Origin of the sequence: Sphingomonas lacusdianchii (assembly GCF_022664395.1) — a bacterium.
GTDB lineage: Bacteria > Pseudomonadota > Alphaproteobacteria > Sphingomonadales > Sphingomonadaceae > Sphingomonas > Sphingomonas lacusdianchii.
This window is the reverse complement of the sequence record NZ_JAKRET010000011.1, coordinates 66,772-82,188: the sequence shown is the minus strand read 5'-3', so window position 1 is coordinate 82,188 and position 15,417 is coordinate 66,772. Positions and strand designations below refer to the sequence as shown.

The window sequence follows — 15,417 nt, the reverse complement described above, 5'->3', positions numbered from 1 at the left end:
CATCGTCATGTCGACATTCGACAAAGGCCTGTTGAGCGCGACGATCGATGCAAATGGCATCGCATGGGTCACCTACGCTGGCCCGCCGTTCACCCTCTGGCAGTTGCTTGAAAGCAATGCAGTCGGCGCCGTTACCCGTCGATCGTCAGTCGACTCCAGCGACGTGCTCGAACCGATCTTCCGGGCCGGGCCGTGCTGCTGGATCCTCTGCCTCCAGTATTGCGGCGACGGCCGACCGCCTCCCTTTCCCCTCGCCACGCTGGCTCAGGTCGCGCTTACTGGCATCAACGCGTTGTCTGAGCGCTACCCTGCGATTTCAACCGACTGGAACGTGGTCACCGAAGGTGTCGTCTAGGACCACGCGGCAACTGGGCGCGAGGGCGCGATCTCGTTTGCCTCGCACCTGGGTTTAGGTCAGCATCGGCCCATGATCGTAATCCTGCTGCTCGTCATCATCGCCATTCTGCTGTTCGGTGCGGCAGCGGTCCGCAGCGCGATCGGCATCATGGTATCCGGCATCGTCGCGCTCGTGTTCCTGCTCTACCTGCTGGGTACTGGCTGGCATGGCGTCGCAACGATCGGTTTGGTACTGCTCGGCGTGGGAGCCGCCTTTGTGGGATCGGTGGTGCTGAAGGCGCGCGCTGATGAACGTGCCACTGAGACGCGGACGCAACAAATCTTGGCGATGTCGGACGAGGACCGAGCGCTAAGGCTTGCCGCCATCGCCGAGAAGCAAAAGGCTGATGCATGGCAACGGCGTTACGAAGCGGGGCGAAAGGCCGGTCCGCACAAGCGCAAATAGGTTCGCCGCTCAAGGAAATTGCACGTGACTGGCGAACCCGAGATCAATGAAACGGCATCGCGCGGCTATGAGCCACCAGCTCGAGTGCGCGACTATTTCGCGGAGATGTACGTCGCCGGCGTCCTCGCCGACGCAGGGTGGGATATCTATTTCCCTCGCCGCGATAATGGCTTCGACATGATCGTCAGTCGCCCCGCCACGAACACGACGATCGTCCGCCCGGTGCAGGTCAAGGGCAAGTACGCGAGCGACGAGAAGACCGACAAGACCGCCTATGGCTATGTCGGTCGGCTGACCGCGTTCCACGACGACATGATCCTCGCGATGCCGTTCTTCACGTCACAAGATGCCCATGCGCCAGCCTTGATCGCATGGCTCCCGCGTGGGGCGCTTCGTCCTCATAGCAGGGGGTGGCGGTGTCAGCCCGCTCGGTTCGTGAACTCGGCGCCTGAGCCTCGGCCCGGTTACGCGCAATATTTTGGCGAGCCCGGGTTGATGGTGTTCGCCGCTGAAGTTGGCGTGTCGATCATCTGATCGATGCCGATGGAGTGAGCGCTCGGCTATTGGCGCGGTGCTGGGCGGCGCAGGTGCCGGAAGGCCTCGACCTCCGGGAACATCAGCCGGGGCAGGTCAAGCAGCCAGCCCGACGCGGTCCAACAACCGATGCAGGCGACGACCCAAACGGCGATGTACGATCGCCCGTCGACGTAGGGCAGGGCGGCATAGGCATTGAAGAGCCAGATGAACAAGGCGGCGAACAGGAAGACCCGCTTCCAGGTGTAGCGATCGGTGATGCGCCGCATGCTCCGCTCCACGTCCTCAAAAGACTGCGGTCGGGTGTCGCGTTCGATTGGCTGCACGGCGCTGTCCTCCATGGTCGTCAACGTAGCCACAGAGCCGACGGCAAGAAAGCCACAGCGAGCAATCTACCCTCGTGAGCCACGATCCGTGGTGACGCCAAACGCTGACGCACCATCGTCTACCGAAGCACGGCCCAATGTTATCGATTCTCTCGTTCGCAATTGGGACTGCTTGTGCGATAAGTATGCGGCTATCGCGCGTCTGCGGTACGCTGCTTAATAGGAGCAGGCGAATGAAGTTACGCCTGACGGTGTCTTTCTGCATCCTTGCGGCGTTGGTCGCCGTGGATGTCATTTTCGCGCTCTGGGTCGTTGATCTCGCGCGCGCCAAGTTTGCCGGCCGCCTTGAGCCACTGGCTGTTGCCCTCGGGGCCTTTTTTGCTTTGGGCATGGGCGGCGCGCTGGTGACCGCAGGGCAAGCATTGCTTGGCCGCTGGGTGAACGAGGCCGCGTCACGCAGAGGCGAGGCTGTCTGACTAGCTACAATCGCGACATGGCCCGATAGGTTAGTCGGTATCAGGCCTGAAAGCGGATAGAATGTCGTCGAGCTGCTGCTGGGACAGAGTGATCGTCGGCTGTTGAGGCGTGGCCGGCGCCGGCGGTTGTCGGAAATCGAGCAGCGGTCGAAATTCGGCGGGCCAGGTGTCGCGCAGCTGCGCCTCGATCGCGGGCAGTGCCTCGTCGGGGGTAATGCTTCGGCCGGACCGGGCAAGCTGGCCGTTCGTCATGCCGATGGTCCCGCAGCGACAATCCATACCGAACGGCGGTTGCCACCGCGTCCAGAATGGATGCTCGCGGGGGAGCAGCACGTCGGCCAGGGGAAGATGCGAGGGATCGGTGCGGGCGTCGCCGACGACCGTTCCGTACTTGAAGGGGAGGGCGGTCGCCTTGCCGTCCTGCGCGTGCCGATGGGCCGCGCGAGCAAGCTTCAGCGTGACGCCGAAAAAGCGCTCGGCGAGGTCGCGCTCCGTTCGAGCGTCGAGCCCGGTGTTACTCTTGGCAACCAGGTTGAGGAAGTTTGCCTCGGTGCCTCCGCGCAGGAGTGACGTGACCATCCCGTCATGCAGCTCACCGGCGAGCGCCTTGGCGTAGGGCACTTCCCAGTCGGTCATTGTCGCGATCTGCGGGGTCCAGGCTGCGATCAGGAGGTCGCCGCGATCCGAAACCCAGTCGACGATGTCGTTTGCTGCGATAATCATATCTTGGTCTATCCGCACCGCCGGCGAGTGACACGCTGCTATTTCGGTGTCGCTCGCGGGAGCGGTCCGCAGGCAAAAAAGGGGCCGGCGCTTGCCGACCCCTTTGGTTTCAGGGAGGGCTATGCCAGCCCTTGAGGAAGATGCAGCATGGATACGGTAGTGAGGCCGTCGACGACTTGGCACCTGTTCGCCGACGCATGGCGCGCCCGCGATCAGCGCACTGACGACGTCGCCAATCCATCCGCCGAGCGTGATGCCACCGCCTTGTTGCGCCAATATGTTGCTGCTGCGGGGTTGCTCGGCGGTGCAGTCGCCGTAGCGATCGCGGGCATCGCAATCAGTCCGCCATCCGCTGTTGCTGCGATTGGTGGCATCATCGTCGCGCTGGTTTTTGGCCATGCCTTGGTGCTGACGGAGCTCACGGCCGTGCCACAGACGCTTCGGGCTATCCCGATGTTGCCGTCTCGCCGATTAAGGCGGTTGCGCCTCGCGACTGCTGCGATCGGGACCGTGGAGACGATGCTGCCGCTGATCCTGGCAGTCGCGATCGTGGTAGTCCGCTGGTGAGGTGATTGAGCGGCGTCAGCTCGTTCGGCCCGACATATCGACCCAGTTGTCGATGTCGTGCCCTGAGGCGTCGCGGATCTCGTACATATCCGCGCGCGTCAGGCGGCCATCGGACCAAGCGTCGCGATACGCCGCCTGGCCCTGCGGCCCGGTCTTGGACAGCACGGTCGCGGCGCGCTCTTCGCTCGAGCCGACGGGGATGTAATAGATCGCGAACAGTCCGGTAACCGTCGCAGACGCAAGGGCGATCACGGTTAGGCGGATAGCGCGCGGATAGGGTTGCTGCATCCGTTCAGACCCTCCGCAGAATGCCGAGGCGCCTACGAATTAACGCGGTGCCGATGATGTAGGGCGGGCCAGCGAGCAAGCCCGCTACTGCCCAGACCCAGAGGTCAACGTCGGCGTAAACGAGCGCGCCGACGATCCCAGCCCAATAAGCTGCCTCGAGGAGGTGCATGAAGGCGTTTAGGTAATCGCGTCCCGTCGTCTTCGGAACGACGAAGCGGTCGCGGCGCGGCGTGGCCATATCCGGCACTCCCGTTGATAGTTGCGTGAACATACGGGAAGCCGGGGCAAAGCCAAGTCCGGTTTGGTCCGATCAGACCGCAGCTTTCAGCGGCTCAGGTTTCTTCCCGTCCGGCAGCTTCTCGCGAAGGTGGTTCCGTATTAGCGCCGCGGAGAACGGCTTGCCGATGAACGTCGCCTTCTCCGGCAGGTCGCCATCGTTCGGTTTGACGCGACCGCTGGCGATGACAATCTCGATCGACGGCCACCGGTTCGCGACATGGTAAGCGAGGGCAAAGCCGTCCGTCTCTCCTGGCATCTCGACGTCAGAGAAGAGGAGCGTGATGCCTTCGGCGTGCTCGGGGAGCATAGCTTTCGCAGCATCACCATGATCGGCCGAATGACAGCGAAACCCAACATCCTCGAGGATGCCGCACACGTCCATAAGGATGATAGGGTCATCATCGACGACAAGCGCGAAAGGGATCGTTGAGGGTTCCATTCCCCTCAAACCCTTGATTTGGAGCAAAGTCTCCTAACACGCGTCGATTTACCAACGACCGTGACGCGGTCGAGCGCCGGACAGTTGGGGGGAGGGGAGGTATATCCTCACGACGTTATGCCGACGTTCCCGCGATAGTATGTTTCGGACAGACGACGCTCGCGTACCGCCAGCACCACGAAGGTGATCGCATAGGCCAGTCCCGCAGCAAGCAGGACCAGAAGCGGCACACCAAACGCTGCCAAAGCGATGATAACGGTAGGTCCAACCATGCTGAGGAGCGTGAAGCTCTGCGAGGAGCCGGGTGCGCGAAGTCCGTCCCTGTTGGTGCGCCAGTCTGCTCCGCGGCCTGCTCGCATCGCAGCGCGCATGTTCCACAAGCCGGCTCCCATCGCGATGGCGATACCCAGAATAAGCAAAACGTGCATTCCGAACCTCCAACGTGTGAGATGTGTGTGACCTTCGTAGGGCTGCGAGGTCAAGCGCGGCGACCTGGTGCCGCCAGTGATGATGTTCCCGGCAAGATTCATCCGGTGGGAACTACGTGGTATGAAGAAAAAGACTTGCGCACCCTGTTCACGTTATGTTCAATACGCGCCACAGGAGGACGACCATGAAGTTGAAGGACGCGATGCGCGGCTATGATTACGATCTGCCGCTTCTGGATGCGCTGAACGATCCGCAGCTGTCGGTCGATCGCCGGGTGCTGGCCGGTGCGACCATCGGCGTCGGCCTGGACATCGCCTATTTCGCAATCCGTGAGCTTGAGGAAGCGTTCGCGGCCTTGGCGCACGACCATAGCAACGGTGTCGAGGAGGGTGTCGGCTTCGAGGAGGTCGCCGAGATCCTGAAGGCGCAGAGCCCGTTCCAGATGCGTCTATGGCACCTGCTGGACGTGACGCCCCTGCAGCTGGCGCTCGAGGACCTCGCGTGGCTCAAGAGCCTCGCGTATCGCCGCGCCCGTATGGCGACGGTCGTTCGCGACGAGAACCTGCCGATCGCCTACATGACCGATGAGGCGCTCTGCGAAGGCGTCACCGCATCGCAGCTGATGGCGCGGACGCAGGCGAGCAGCTGATCTGTCCTCAGGCGACCAGTACCTGCATGGTCTCGGGCGCCTGGGGCCTCTGCCGCGATACGCGGAAGGGTTGAGTAGCGTTGCCGGTGCGAACGACGAATTGGTCGACGCCGGTCGCTTCGCGCAGTTGGATTGCGACGGCATAGGCGTTCTCGAAGGACGCCAGTGAGCGGCATGTAGAAGCTGTGTTGAGCATGGCGCGGTACTCGTCTGGTACGTCCTGTCACGGCACGCGCCGCAGCGCGTCCGTTCATGGATTGTTGAACATGTTGGGTATATCAAAGGGAGCGGACCGGATTCGACGCACTCGCGTTTAATCGGTCTATCCGCCGTTTCGACGGAGGATCCTTTGATGATGGGGTCGGGGCCGCTGCTATCGGTCTCGGCCCCATTTTCTTATCCGCCGATTCCGAGGGGCTCCGTGTCCGTCGAATTTAGCGGGGCATCATCATCCCGCTGGCGAGGCCAACCACGTAGCCGTCAGCCTCGGCCTTCCGCTTGGCCATCTCTTCGCACGTCAGCGGTTTCGAAGGCGGAGCCATGCTTGCTGCTCCGATCATGCCGCAGAAGCCGAGCCCTGCAACCACGGCGGTTACCTTCAAACTCACCGCGCCGCCTTGGTAGAGAATGGTTATGGAGGCGGTGACCAGGACCGAGATTACGAACACCAAACCAGTATATTCCATGGTTTCAACTCCGACAGAGTTACGATATGGAAGCATCGGCGAGCGGCATCGCGGGCGCGCGCCAGTCGCACCGCGTCACACCAAAAGGACGCAGCTTTACAGCGCCGTTAGACGCTCCGTTTTACATAACCATTATTATCGATCTTAAGGTGGCGCTGTGATTTAGACTGACCGTTATCGATCGAAGCGTCGTTCGATTGTTTTTGCGCGGCTCTACGCGGCTTACCTAGCGATCAGACCGCTGTTGCCAGCTCGGGCCGGTCGAGGAATGCGAGCTAGTCATGCGTGACGCCCTCTCGCATCAACCAAACAACCGTTCGCCTAAGTACCACAAAGCAGCGATAAGCAAGGTGTAAAGGCCAAGTCCCCAAACGAAGACATCGATCTCGCGCCCTGCATCGATTTGGAGCCAAGCCATGAGTGCCGTGTCCATCGTGCCGCAGATCGTACCGATCATGCCGACTGCGCGAATAGTGTTCATGCCAGCCTATCCTTTGTGTCGTCTTGTGCCGTGATTTACGTCACGACACCATAACGGAACCTACAGGAACCGCTTGGAAGCGTCATCAGACTGATTATGCTCGTGGCTTTCTGCGGCTTAGCCATCGATCGAGCCGGTCGAGTTGCTTGGGGAAGAGGTAGATGGCGAGCCCCAGAAGAAAGAACAGGACGCTACCGAGGAGGTTGTCGGAGAGACGGTGCGGAAATGCGCCCTCCCACATCACGCCAGCGTAAATGCAGGCGAAGCCGATCAGGTATACGGTCGCGGCGAAGCCCGCTGCTCCTATCATCACCAGGCCTGCCGCGCCGACCGCATGGTCGTCGATCTGGCCGGTCACGCGCTTGAAGATCGCGAATAGGAGCGCGAGTATCGAGAGTGCCACGGGAACTCCCGCAACGAGCTGGAGCCATTCGATAGCAACATATTCGCCGAAGGGGCCGGAGCCGAGCGCTGAGCCTACCATCGTCATTCTCCCTCAATTCGGTCTTACGTCCTTCACCCTCCCCTCTCAATCGCCCGTCGCTCCCGTTCGTGGCGCAAGCGCTCAACCATCGCGATGTCCGCGTGCGACTGGATCAGCCGATCGAGTGCGTCGTCAGGAAGGTATTGCGGATCCAGCTTCGGTCCCTTGGCCTTGGGCGCTTCGCGCCCGAGGGCGATCAGATGACGGCGGTTGCGCACCTCGACCAGTAAAGCTCCGCGTTCCGCTCGGTTGAAGGCCCGATCGAGACCGTACAGCCACCCCGCCGAGGCTTCGACCAGCATCGCCTCACAGCGCTGAAGATCGTCATCGTGACGGCATTCACGGATTCGGTCGACCGTCAGGGCGCGTGCCGTCTCGCGTGTTCGGCGATAATGATCGCTGTTTGGGCCTTCGAGCGCGAAAAGCCGGTGCATATGGCGGACCCACGCTCCCATGCTCTCCCATGCAAACGGCTTCGGCGCGCTACGCGGTTCTGCACGATAGGTTTTCATCGGGGCGAGGAACCGCGGCGGCTTTTTGTCGCCGTAGAAGAGGTCGGGCTCCCGCCAGCTCATCGGACCGGCTCCAGGTCCCGCAGCTCTGCCATCTCGATCTTGGCCGTGCGCTCGGCTCCAACGGGATCGAAGAAGACATAGCAATGGTCCGCGAATGGGGCTCCGCATAGGCGCCACACCACGCCTGCCCGACCGAGAAAGCGTTGGATTCCGAATGCCGGATCAACGGATCCCGGTGCGTCGACCAGTCGGACGCGCTGGCGCACTGCGAGCCAGTTTCCGGCCTTGCGGACGATCGCGGCGCGTTCGTCCGCCGACAGGATAGACGGCCGATCTGATCGTGGCGGACCGAACGTCGCAAACGGGTCGCCTTTGATCCGCTCCAGCTTCTGCTCGATCGCTTCGACAGGCGGCCGATCCCAATCCGGCGCGGCCCGGTTGCGACGGAAGTGTGTCGTCGCCTTGGATTCGAAGAGATCCTGCTGATACCCAACAACACGCCGCTGTCGTTGCTCTTCGGCATAGGTGGCTCGCCATAGGTCGTCGTCCGTTTGCGGCCTCGGGGCTTCATCGGCACGACGAACGAGCGCCATCAATTCGGCGAACTCCTCCGGGGAGGTCGTGGCTTTGCGCGGATCGTACCTCATCGCAGGACCCGCGACAGGTGTCCTGCGTACACTGAGACCACCTTCCAATAGGCAGCCATCGGGGCCTTAAGACGCCGCCAGCATTCCTCGGCTCGGGTCTGCGCGTCGTGTCGCAGCTCGAGGAGGACGAGCCGTAGCTCAGCTCGGGTCGCCGGCGTCATCGCCTGCAGCCGGGCAATGCTCGGCAGCGCGAGGACCGGGTTGCGCACATGGGCTTGGCTGGACCGCGGCCGCGAGAGGTTGGACCGATCGACCATTATGCCTCTCCCCATTCAAGGCCACGGCCTTCAGTGATCGCCTGTAAGGGGCTGTGGTCGACCGCGAGCGCCATGCGCAGCGGCGAAACCCAGATTGCCTTGTGCGAGAGCGTGAAGGTTTCGCCGAGCCGGGCGAGTAGCAGCGCTTCACCGATTTCCTCGGCCATGCCCTGCGCCGCAGCCGATGGGACCGCATTGCCGATCCATTCCCGCTTCTGGGCGTCCGATGTTCCCTCGAGCTCGAACGGTTGGGGCATTGACCAGGCATCGCGTTCGCCGTCGAAGCGGAAGACCTCCTCAGGGTCGAATAGCGACTGAAGAGCGGCCAGCTCCAAGGTCGTAAACGGTCGGTGCCATGTCCCATCGGAGGCGATGATCCGGGCAACCACCCGATCGTTCGGCGCCGGCAAGGTGGCCAGCGGCTCGGCCTCGGGGATGCGGGGATCCGCGACCGACCACTTGCCGCGGTCGTATTTAGCGTAACCGGGGACGGCGACGCTCGTGTCTTCCCAGCGGACCACGCCATAGTGCGCCTGGCTGTTGTAGCTGTGCTGATCTCGGGCACCGGAACTGAGGCCGACCGGGCGAGGATCTGCGACCGACAGTGCACCGCCAGCGGGATGGAGGGCCCCGGTGACGACCTTGGCGGTATCGCCAAAATCGGTGACCGCGAGGATGTTGCGATGCGTGCCCGACGCATATCCCGGCCTCGGGTCGGCGACAGAAAGCGCACCAGACCCGACGCGATCCGAGCCGGTGGTCGTCGGGGCTGCTTGGTCGGCCGCAACCACCTTCATCTTGTTGTGGTGAGCGCCGCTGCCGTGCGTCGGCCGCGGGTCGGCGACGGGCTCGCTGGCCTCGGAGCCGCCAAGGGGCACGATCCGAAAGACGTTGCCCAAGCGCGGGGCGGCGATTCGAGGGTCGGAGACGGCATAGGGACCGGTTCCGACCGATACGTCGGCCTTGATGCACGGTGCTGGCTCCGACCACGGCCGCACGCCGAGTTGGACGCTCTTGGGATGGCCATCGACCCGCGGATCAGCGACGGCATGGGCACCGCCACTCGGCTTGGGGCTTCCGCTGATCGTCGCCGCGCTCTGCTCCCAGTCACGCACGCCGAGGACGTGACGATGCGTGTTCTCGCCGTAATCGGGGCGAGGATCCGCAACGCTGTAGGCCCCGTTCGTCGGACCGGTGCGACCTGCGACGGTCCCGGTGTGGCCATCCCAGTCGCGGACGCCGAGGACATCGGCGTTCCAGTCGGCAGGAACGCGGACGTCGGCAACCGAGAAGCGGCCTTGGGCCGGCGAGCGGGCTGAGGTGAGCGTCGGCGCGGGGTCAGACCAGTCGAGGACGCCAAGCGCGTTCTCTCGCAACGCCTGCTCGGGAACGATGGCGAAATCTCGGAGGTGCCCTTCGACGACGGCGAGATCGTTCAGCGCGCGCCAGTCCCGGCCCCCCGGCACGAACGCAAGGCGCACCCACGTCTTCCACTGGAGCGCGGGCACACGGTGCATGACGCCGGCGACCGGGTCGCCGGGCAGCGGCAGCTTGCCGATCACCTCACCGACACCGCGCAGCCGCTTCTTGGCGGGCTGATAGATGAAATTCGGCACCTTGGACGGATGCCGAAAGAGGCGAAGGAACCGCTTGCGGCTCTGTGCGAGCCCGCCGATCGTGCCGCAGTCGTGGATGCTGTCCTCGACGTCGCTCACCACATACCCGTAGGCGCGGTACAGAGCGTCGATCTTCGCAAGGAAGCGCGCGCCACGCGAGGAGGCGATCCGCGGCACGTTCTCGAAGGCAACGATAGCGACCGGATCGTCACGATACGCCTCAAGGCTCAGCATCATGCCGCGCGTCGTGAGATCGTTGAGCGCCTGGTACTTGGCGGTCTCGGCCGTCCGCGCCGACAGCAAGCCGGAGAAGCCTTTGCAGGGATAGCTTGCGAACAGGATGTCGAGGCGGCCGAACACGCCACGCACGTCGCGAGGCGTGGCTTCACGCCACCCTGGAGGTGGCGCCTCACCGTGGAAGGCCCGGTATTGTGCTTCGCTGAAGAGGTCCATGACCGTGCCCTTCACCCCGGTCAGGCGCTCGAAATTACGGATTGCGCCTTCATCGACATCGATGCCCCCCGCGCACTCGAACCGGCCTCGGAGTGGTCCCACGCGGGGATTGGCGGCGTTCATGCCGGCAGCGCCGGCGCCAAGGCCGCACGCCATGTGGCCGTGGCGGATCACCACCTCGGCCGTCGCGTGCCTGAATGCGTTCATTGTGAGGCTCCCGGATCTACATGACCCAACAGCCCCTCTCCCCCTTCCCTCCCTGACGCCGCGGACGACACGCCTGCATCGGCTACAGCATCAATCGGACCGCATCGGTGCTGCGCGAGGCACCGTCATACCCTCGCTGCCATGCGTGGCGCAGCTTCGTGCCGCGTCGATAGGCCGAATTGGCGTTACCCATCACGAAGCTGCGCCAACCCGCCTTCTCGGCCTCCCATTCGGCATTGCCCGGCGCCGGGCCGAGAAGCTGCACGAGGTCGAAGCGCCGATCGCGTGGACGGCATTGACGGACATGGTTCTGCTGAGACTTAATGCCCGACACTGCGGTCTCCTATCGTGAAGGGGTGTAGGATGAACGAGATGGCCGCGGCTCCCGCACTCGCCGTGCAAACCCCGCAATCCGCCTCAAGGCCGTCCCTATGGGTCGTTGCGGCACTGCTGATTGCGCATCAGGCGGCCCTCACCATCATCCACTATCTCGTCGGCCCTGCGCTTGGTTTAGATCCGGCCTCGGCCTCGCTCACCGCCGCGACGATCGCCCTTGGTGCCGTTGTGATACTCAGCCTGGTGGCGATGGATATCCGCAAGGTTGGCCGCGCTCGCGCTGTTCTGATGGTCAAACCGGATTGGGATCGTTCGACCCTTGTGACCATGCTGGGCGGCCTTGCGGTTGCGCAAATCCCGCTCGGCATATTGGCTTTGCAGGGTGCCACCGTCTGGCAGTCGGGTGCGTCGAGCAATCTCGAGGTCGGCCGCGCACTGGTCGCATCAATGGCCGGGCCATCCGGCATTGCGCTGCTTGTTGCGACGGTGCTGGTCGCGCCGATGGTCGAGGAGGTGCTTTACCGCGGATATCTGCTCGGCACACTCGTTGATCGTGGCTGGCGCGTGGTGGCGGTCCTCGCCTCGGCCCTGTTGTTCGTCACCTTGCATTTCGAGCCAGCAAACCTCGTGGCATCGCTATGCCTCGGGCTGGGGACCGGCCTATGCGCCGTCCAATCGCGCTCCATCGTTCCTGGCTTGATCGTCCACATCGCGAGCAACGCATTCGGCATGTGGTATGCGACCCTTGCCTCCTGAGATGGTCACTGCCCGCCTCGGTCGGTCCACCGGGTTCGCCTCAGAGGTCGCCGCGCAACATCATCATGAGGACCCGGCGCGTCTTGGCTGGATCGGCGGGGTCTTCTGATCCGTACTCTCGGGCGAGATCGTAATAGTCGATCGAGAAATAAACCGTCTGCCCGCGAAACTCGAACTCGCCGCGATTTCGCTCCCGATCGCGCGGATCGAAGGCGCAGCGAAGAAGTGCATCGACAATGCCAATCTGAACCGCGAGTGCGCTCGTCCCGTCCTCGGTGAACGTGGCGAGGCAGGCGCTGGTCATCATCACCTTAGCCGTCCGATCAAGGCCTTGCCGGCACCGATCGTTGAGGCGGCCGATAGTATCGATATTGCTGTCGGTCGTATCGACCATCTGAGGTCTCCGAATAGGCGCGCGCAGAGCGCAGTCCCGGCGTTGGGTTCGTGATCCAGATTCACCAGTCGAAGACTGGGAGACCGTCGATCTGAGCCTCATCGCGATCGAGCATAATCCAGAAGGCGGATTTCGCGCGCGCGAGGGCCATGCAGGCTGCGAGGTCGACCGGGAGCGTCTCGTCGACGTCCTCCGGCACGTAGATGAACCATCCGTATTCGCCCTTCTCCCAGGCTGGGCCGGGATAGGTCGGCAGGAAGGTGTTGCAGGTTTCCTGCGTGATGTGAGCGGTCGACAGAACGAGCATCGGCTCGATCGTCGGATCTATCGGCCGCGCATCCTGATTGTCGTTCATGGTGTCCTCCGTCAGGGGTCAGGCCGCGAGCGGCGTTGGTCGGGCGAACAGCCCTGCGTTGAAGCGCTCGAGCCAGCTCTGCATGGTTGGGCGCTCGCCAACGGGAACGAGCGCGGCGACGTCTTGAAACCGGATCAGGTCGAGCGGCGCGTCGCGCCAGATGCGGTCGATTTCCCGGCTTGGGAGAAGCCCTTCCGCTCGAATGAAGTCGGTCATCCGGCCTGGGCGCGCTTTGGTCGAGCGGCGCCATAGCCCCTCCACGGTGTGGAGCCTCGGCGCCGCTCTAGCTTCGACCAAGACGATCAGCCGTAGGCACCAGCGGGGGAGGTCGCGGATCTCCTCAGCCTTGTTCGCGATGCAAATCCAACAGGCCGATTTCGGGGGTACTGGAAGACCTTCGGCGATGATCCGCCTGACGCAGGCATCGCGGTCCCAGCCCCATTCCCGCAGCGGCGACTGACAGTCATAGAGCGGATCCTCGATCGACAGCGCGTGGTTCGCCCGGAGCGTGTCGCGGGGGCCTGCGTCATAGCCGATGAGGCGCGTCACGCGTTGGCCGCGGTTCCAGGCGTCGATCGCCGGTTGCCAGTTGGCGAGAAAGGCATCCTGCGGCGCCTTCTTGTATTTGAGGCTGCAGCTCGATCCGCCCAGGCTCTTGCTCGGCAGGGTGGCGTTGGTGAGGCACATCTCCAGCAGGCCGTAATAGGGCGGCCAGTGTTTGAACCGTTTGGGGGTGTACGAGACCAGTTCGTGCCTGATGCCATGCCCGTCCATCCAGGGACGGATTACGTCGAGATAGGCGTATGTCGCCGGCTTCTCGACGCCGGTATCGGCGCTCAGAACGAGGTCCGGTGCCTGGCCTCGCGCCACGAGCTCAACCAGCAGGGCGGTGCTGTCGACCCCGATGCCGTAGGCCAAGACGACGGGTGGCGGGGGCATGTCCATGTCACCCGACCTCCGGGTGGCGCTCGGCGATCGTGACTGACACGCCCGCCGAGGTCATGGTGACCGTCACCGAGCGATCCGTTGGCACATCGACCGGGTAGTCGCGGAAGAGCGCGCGAATGTGTGCCTCGAGGGCAGCATCCGTTCCTTCAAGCAAAGCCAGAACCCGGTCGCTGGCGTCGCGCCGGAACCGTTCCTCCTGGGTTTCATAGCTGTCCGCGCAAATGTCGGAGTTCGGGTCGAAGGCCGCACGTTGAAGAAGCGAGATCACGTCCCTTGCCGGCAGCTCTGCCCCGCGTCGGACGAAGATCACAACATCGTCGACCTCGGTCGAAAGGTCGAAATCCGGAGCAAAGGCGACATCGGCGCTGCAGGTGACCTTTGTGTCCAGACCGCCGTGTGCGACCGTGGCTTCGAGCGTCAGCTGCTCGACATAGCCGTTGTCGACGTCCGAAGGTGCTCCCTCTTCGTCGGTGATGTGGAAGGTGCGCCCCTCCTGCTCGACGGTGAAACCGAGCGTCTGAACGCGCGCGAGCCCGTCGTACCAGCGATAGCCGGCGAACGCGGGCTCCCCGAACACAAGCGGACCAGCGAATGGCTTATGATGCTGGATCGCCAGCTCGGCAGGCTGCGCCACGATGGCGGCCACGTCCGGCATGATTATCATCGTGCCGTCGTTGAAGCTGCTGCCGGACATATAGCTTTCGCCCGCCGCGGCATGCGGAGCGCACCAACCATGGAGACGACATTCGGCCTCGGGCAGCGCGACGCCGAGCCGTCGGGCTTCCAGCCAGTCCTTATACGAAAGCCGATGCGCGCCCTCTGATGCAATGGCACCATATATCGCCTTGCTCGCGGCCTCGCGCAGGGCCGTCACTGCCTCGTTCTGGACAACCTCTTTGCGAGCTGGGAGCACCAGCTGGATCGCGGGGCAGTCGATGATATCGACTAGCACTGTCCATTCCTCGCCGCGGCCGACCTGCTGCACGACCGGCATCGGGCACGGGATCGTCAGACCATGGAAATTGAGGCGAGCCGCGCCTCCCCGGCGGTGATGCTCCTTCACCACGCCGATGCGGCACCCGTTCCAGCGCTCCTCGTAAATGGCATCGTCCAGCCACGGCGTCTGCTCGACGCTTCCGCCGTCGAAGGTCACGGGCAGAGGATAGTGACGCGCAACATGGCTCAGCGCCGGCAGGACCTCGTCCTCCCACGCGGAGTCCATGCGGATGCTGATTGCGGTTCCTCGCCCGATCGGATCCGGTGAGATCGCGATCGGCCGGCTGCTTTCCCACGCTGATGCCGGGATGTGGGCGCACCAGCCTTGATGGGCCGCCTGGGACCACGAACGGATGATGACGTCCCTACCGGCAAGACTGAAGACGCCCATGCCGGCGGGATCCTCGCGGCGAGCGATCGTGTCACTCCACCCGGAGCGGCCCAGCGTAACAATGCTGGCCGGGTCGGCAATGCCGTGACCGTCGTCGACGATGTGCAGGAGACGGTCGCCGGCGCGGCCGATCGTGGACACTGCGACCGTGCTCGCGCCGGCTCGGCGCGCGTTCTGCAGCAGCTCATGCAGGATGTCGCTGACCGAGCCGTTGAACAGCCGGGTGACCTTGTTGATGGTCTCGGGCGCGACACTGGTGGAGATCGTGGCGGGAAGCATGGCGGATCCTTCGGAGCCGTGCGAGGGCAATTCCCCGCATCCGCCATCACCCTCCCTCTCCCCTTTTTCGCCCCTGCGGCGCCGGGATGCGCCGCAGAGGCGGA

25 protein-coding genes are annotated in these 15,417 nt (G+C 63.7%); 8 read left to right on the top strand and 17 right to left on the bottom strand.

Features of this window, described 5'->3' with window-relative positions:
• Positions 1–7 precede the first annotated feature (7 nt).
• From MF607_RS15080 to MF607_RS15070, 3 genes are all read left to right on the top strand, one after another.
• Positions 8–355 carry a hypothetical protein gene (locus tag MF607_RS15080; RefSeq protein WP_242120252.1) on the top strand — a complete coding sequence of 116 codons (348 nt, stop codon included), beginning with the start codon at positions 8–10 and terminating at the stop codon, positions 353–355.
• A 72-nt stretch (positions 356–427) separates the two neighbouring features.
• Positions 428–802, top strand: a complete 375-nt coding sequence (locus MF607_RS15075; protein WP_242120250.1) for a hypothetical protein — start codon at positions 428–430, stop codon at positions 800–802.
• A gap of 24 nt (positions 803–826) precedes the next feature.
• Positions 827–1,336 (top strand): sigma-70 family RNA polymerase sigma factor family protein, encoded by a 510-nt coding sequence (locus MF607_RS15070; protein ID WP_242120248.1) that lies wholly within the window; start codon positions 827–829, stop codon positions 1,334–1,336.
• A gap of 26 nt (positions 1,337–1,362) precedes the next feature.
• Here the strand turns inward: MF607_RS15070 and MF607_RS15065 are convergent, their stop codons facing one another.
• Positions 1,363–1,677 (bottom strand): hypothetical protein, encoded by a 315-nt coding sequence (locus tag MF607_RS15065; RefSeq protein ID WP_242120246.1) that lies wholly within the window; start codon positions 1,675–1,677, stop codon positions 1,363–1,365.
• 218 nt (positions 1,678–1,895) lie between these two features.
• On the opposite strand from MF607_RS15065, the gene MF607_RS15060 reads away from it, so the two are divergent.
• A complete protein-coding gene (locus tag MF607_RS15060) occupies positions 1,896–2,138 on the top strand; it encodes a hypothetical protein (RefSeq protein ID WP_242120244.1) in 243 nt (80 codons plus the stop codon).
• Positions 2,139–2,168: 30 nt separating this feature from the next.
• On the opposite strand, the gene MF607_RS15055 is transcribed toward MF607_RS15060, so the two are convergent.
• Entirely contained in the window at positions 2,169–2,861 is a 693-nt protein-coding gene (locus MF607_RS15055) for a phage head morphogenesis protein (RefSeq protein WP_242120242.1), read from the bottom strand.
• A 147-nt stretch (positions 2,862–3,008) separates the two neighbouring features.
• On the opposite strand from MF607_RS15055, the gene MF607_RS15050 reads away from it, so the two are divergent.
• On the top strand, positions 3,009–3,428 hold the full coding sequence (locus tag MF607_RS15050) for a hypothetical protein (protein WP_242120240.1): 420 nt from the start codon (positions 3,009–3,011) through the stop codon (positions 3,426–3,428).
• A gap of 15 nt (positions 3,429–3,443) precedes the next feature.
• On the opposite strand, the gene MF607_RS15045 is transcribed toward MF607_RS15050, so the two are convergent.
• From MF607_RS15045 to MF607_RS15030, 4 genes are all read right to left on the bottom strand, one after another.
• Complete coding sequence (locus MF607_RS15045) at positions 3,444–3,680, bottom strand: hypothetical protein (RefSeq protein ID WP_242120238.1); 237 nt, start codon at positions 3,678–3,680, stop codon at positions 3,444–3,446.
• Positions 3,681–3,720: 40 nt separating this feature from the next.
• Complete coding sequence (locus MF607_RS15040; RefSeq protein WP_242120236.1) at positions 3,721–3,954, bottom strand: hypothetical protein; 234 nt, start codon at positions 3,952–3,954, stop codon at positions 3,721–3,723.
• 72 nt (positions 3,955–4,026) lie between these two features.
• Positions 4,027–4,434 carry a response regulator gene (locus MF607_RS15035; RefSeq protein WP_242120234.1) on the bottom strand — a complete coding sequence of 136 codons (408 nt, stop codon included), beginning with the start codon at positions 4,432–4,434 and terminating at the stop codon, positions 4,027–4,029.
• 107 nt (positions 4,435–4,541) lie between these two features.
• A complete protein-coding gene (locus MF607_RS15030; RefSeq protein ID WP_242120232.1) occupies positions 4,542–4,862 on the bottom strand; it encodes a hypothetical protein in 321 nt (106 codons plus the stop codon).
• A gap of 185 nt (positions 4,863–5,047) precedes the next feature.
• Between MF607_RS15030 and MF607_RS15025 the strand changes: the two genes are divergently transcribed.
• Positions 5,048–5,512, top strand: coding sequence for a hypothetical protein (locus tag MF607_RS15025; RefSeq protein WP_242120230.1), 465 nt, complete (start codon positions 5,048–5,050; stop codon positions 5,510–5,512).
• Positions 5,513–5,946: 434 nt separating this feature from the next.
• Here the strand turns inward: MF607_RS15025 and MF607_RS15015 are convergent, their stop codons facing one another.
• A complete protein-coding gene (locus MF607_RS15015; RefSeq protein WP_198356760.1) occupies positions 5,947–6,198 on the bottom strand; it encodes a hypothetical protein in 252 nt (83 codons plus the stop codon).
• A 26-nt stretch (positions 6,199–6,224) separates the two neighbouring features.
• On the opposite strand from MF607_RS15015, the gene MF607_RS22735 reads away from it, so the two are divergent.
• Positions 6,225–6,359 (top strand): hypothetical protein, encoded by a 135-nt coding sequence (locus tag MF607_RS22735; protein WP_277925937.1) that lies wholly within the window; start codon positions 6,225–6,227, stop codon positions 6,357–6,359.
• A gap of 140 nt (positions 6,360–6,499) precedes the next feature.
• Here the strand turns inward: MF607_RS22735 and MF607_RS15010 are convergent, their stop codons facing one another.
• The 6 genes from MF607_RS15010 to MF607_RS14985 all read right to left on the bottom strand — a co-directional run bounded on the left by MF607_RS15010 (position 6,500) and on the right by MF607_RS14985 (position 11,192).
• Positions 6,500–6,679 (bottom strand): hypothetical protein, encoded by a 180-nt coding sequence (locus tag MF607_RS15010; protein ID WP_242120228.1) that lies wholly within the window; start codon positions 6,677–6,679, stop codon positions 6,500–6,502.
• Positions 6,680–6,773: 94 nt separating this feature from the next.
• A complete protein-coding gene (locus MF607_RS15005) occupies positions 6,774–7,169 on the bottom strand; it encodes a hypothetical protein (protein WP_242120226.1) in 396 nt (131 codons plus the stop codon).
• A 26-nt stretch (positions 7,170–7,195) separates the two neighbouring features.
• Complete coding sequence (locus tag MF607_RS15000; RefSeq protein WP_242120224.1) at positions 7,196–7,738, bottom strand: hypothetical protein; 543 nt, start codon at positions 7,736–7,738, stop codon at positions 7,196–7,198.
• Positions 7,735–8,325, bottom strand: a complete 591-nt coding sequence (locus tag MF607_RS14995) for a hypothetical protein (RefSeq protein ID WP_242120222.1) — start codon at positions 8,323–8,325, stop codon at positions 7,735–7,737. The genes MF607_RS15000 and MF607_RS14995 overlap by 4 nt, the downstream gene beginning before the upstream one ends.
• Positions 8,326–8,581: 256 nt before the next feature.
• The gene (locus MF607_RS14990) at positions 8,582–10,858 is read right to left on the bottom strand and encodes a DNA cytosine methyltransferase (protein WP_242120220.1); all 2,277 of its coding nucleotides are present in this window, start codon (positions 10,856–10,858) and stop codon (positions 8,582–8,584) included.
• 82 nt (positions 10,859–10,940) lie between these two features.
• A complete protein-coding gene (locus MF607_RS14985) occupies positions 10,941–11,192 on the bottom strand; it encodes a hypothetical protein (RefSeq protein WP_221211855.1) in 252 nt (83 codons plus the stop codon).
• A 29-nt stretch (positions 11,193–11,221) separates the two neighbouring features.
• Here MF607_RS14985 and MF607_RS14980 point away from each other — a divergent pair, with 29 nt between their 5' ends.
• A complete protein-coding gene (locus MF607_RS14980) occupies positions 11,222–11,950 on the top strand; it encodes a CPBP family intramembrane glutamic endopeptidase (RefSeq protein ID WP_242120218.1) in 729 nt (242 codons plus the stop codon).
• Between the two features lie 40 nt (positions 11,951–11,990).
• On the opposite strand, the gene MF607_RS14975 is transcribed toward MF607_RS14980, so the two are convergent.
• From MF607_RS14975 to MF607_RS14960, 4 genes are all read right to left on the bottom strand, one after another.
• The gene (locus MF607_RS14975) at positions 11,991–12,344 is read right to left on the bottom strand and encodes a DUF3768 domain-containing protein (RefSeq protein WP_242120216.1); all 354 of its coding nucleotides are present in this window, start codon (positions 12,342–12,344) and stop codon (positions 11,991–11,993) included.
• A 61-nt stretch (positions 12,345–12,405) separates the two neighbouring features.
• Positions 12,406–12,699, bottom strand: coding sequence for a DUF5983 family protein (locus MF607_RS14970; protein WP_242120214.1), 294 nt, complete (start codon positions 12,697–12,699; stop codon positions 12,406–12,408).
• 18 nt (positions 12,700–12,717) lie between these two features.
• Positions 12,718–13,644, bottom strand: coding sequence for a hypothetical protein (locus tag MF607_RS14965; RefSeq protein WP_242120212.1), 927 nt, complete (start codon positions 13,642–13,644; stop codon positions 12,718–12,720).
• Position 13,645: 1 nt separating this feature from the next.
• Positions 13,646–15,313: an ATP-binding protein gene (locus tag MF607_RS14960; RefSeq protein WP_242120210.1), complete on the bottom strand. Its 1,668-nt coding sequence runs from the start codon at positions 15,311–15,313 to the stop codon at positions 13,646–13,648.
• Between the last annotated feature and the right edge of the window lie 104 nt (positions 15,314–15,417).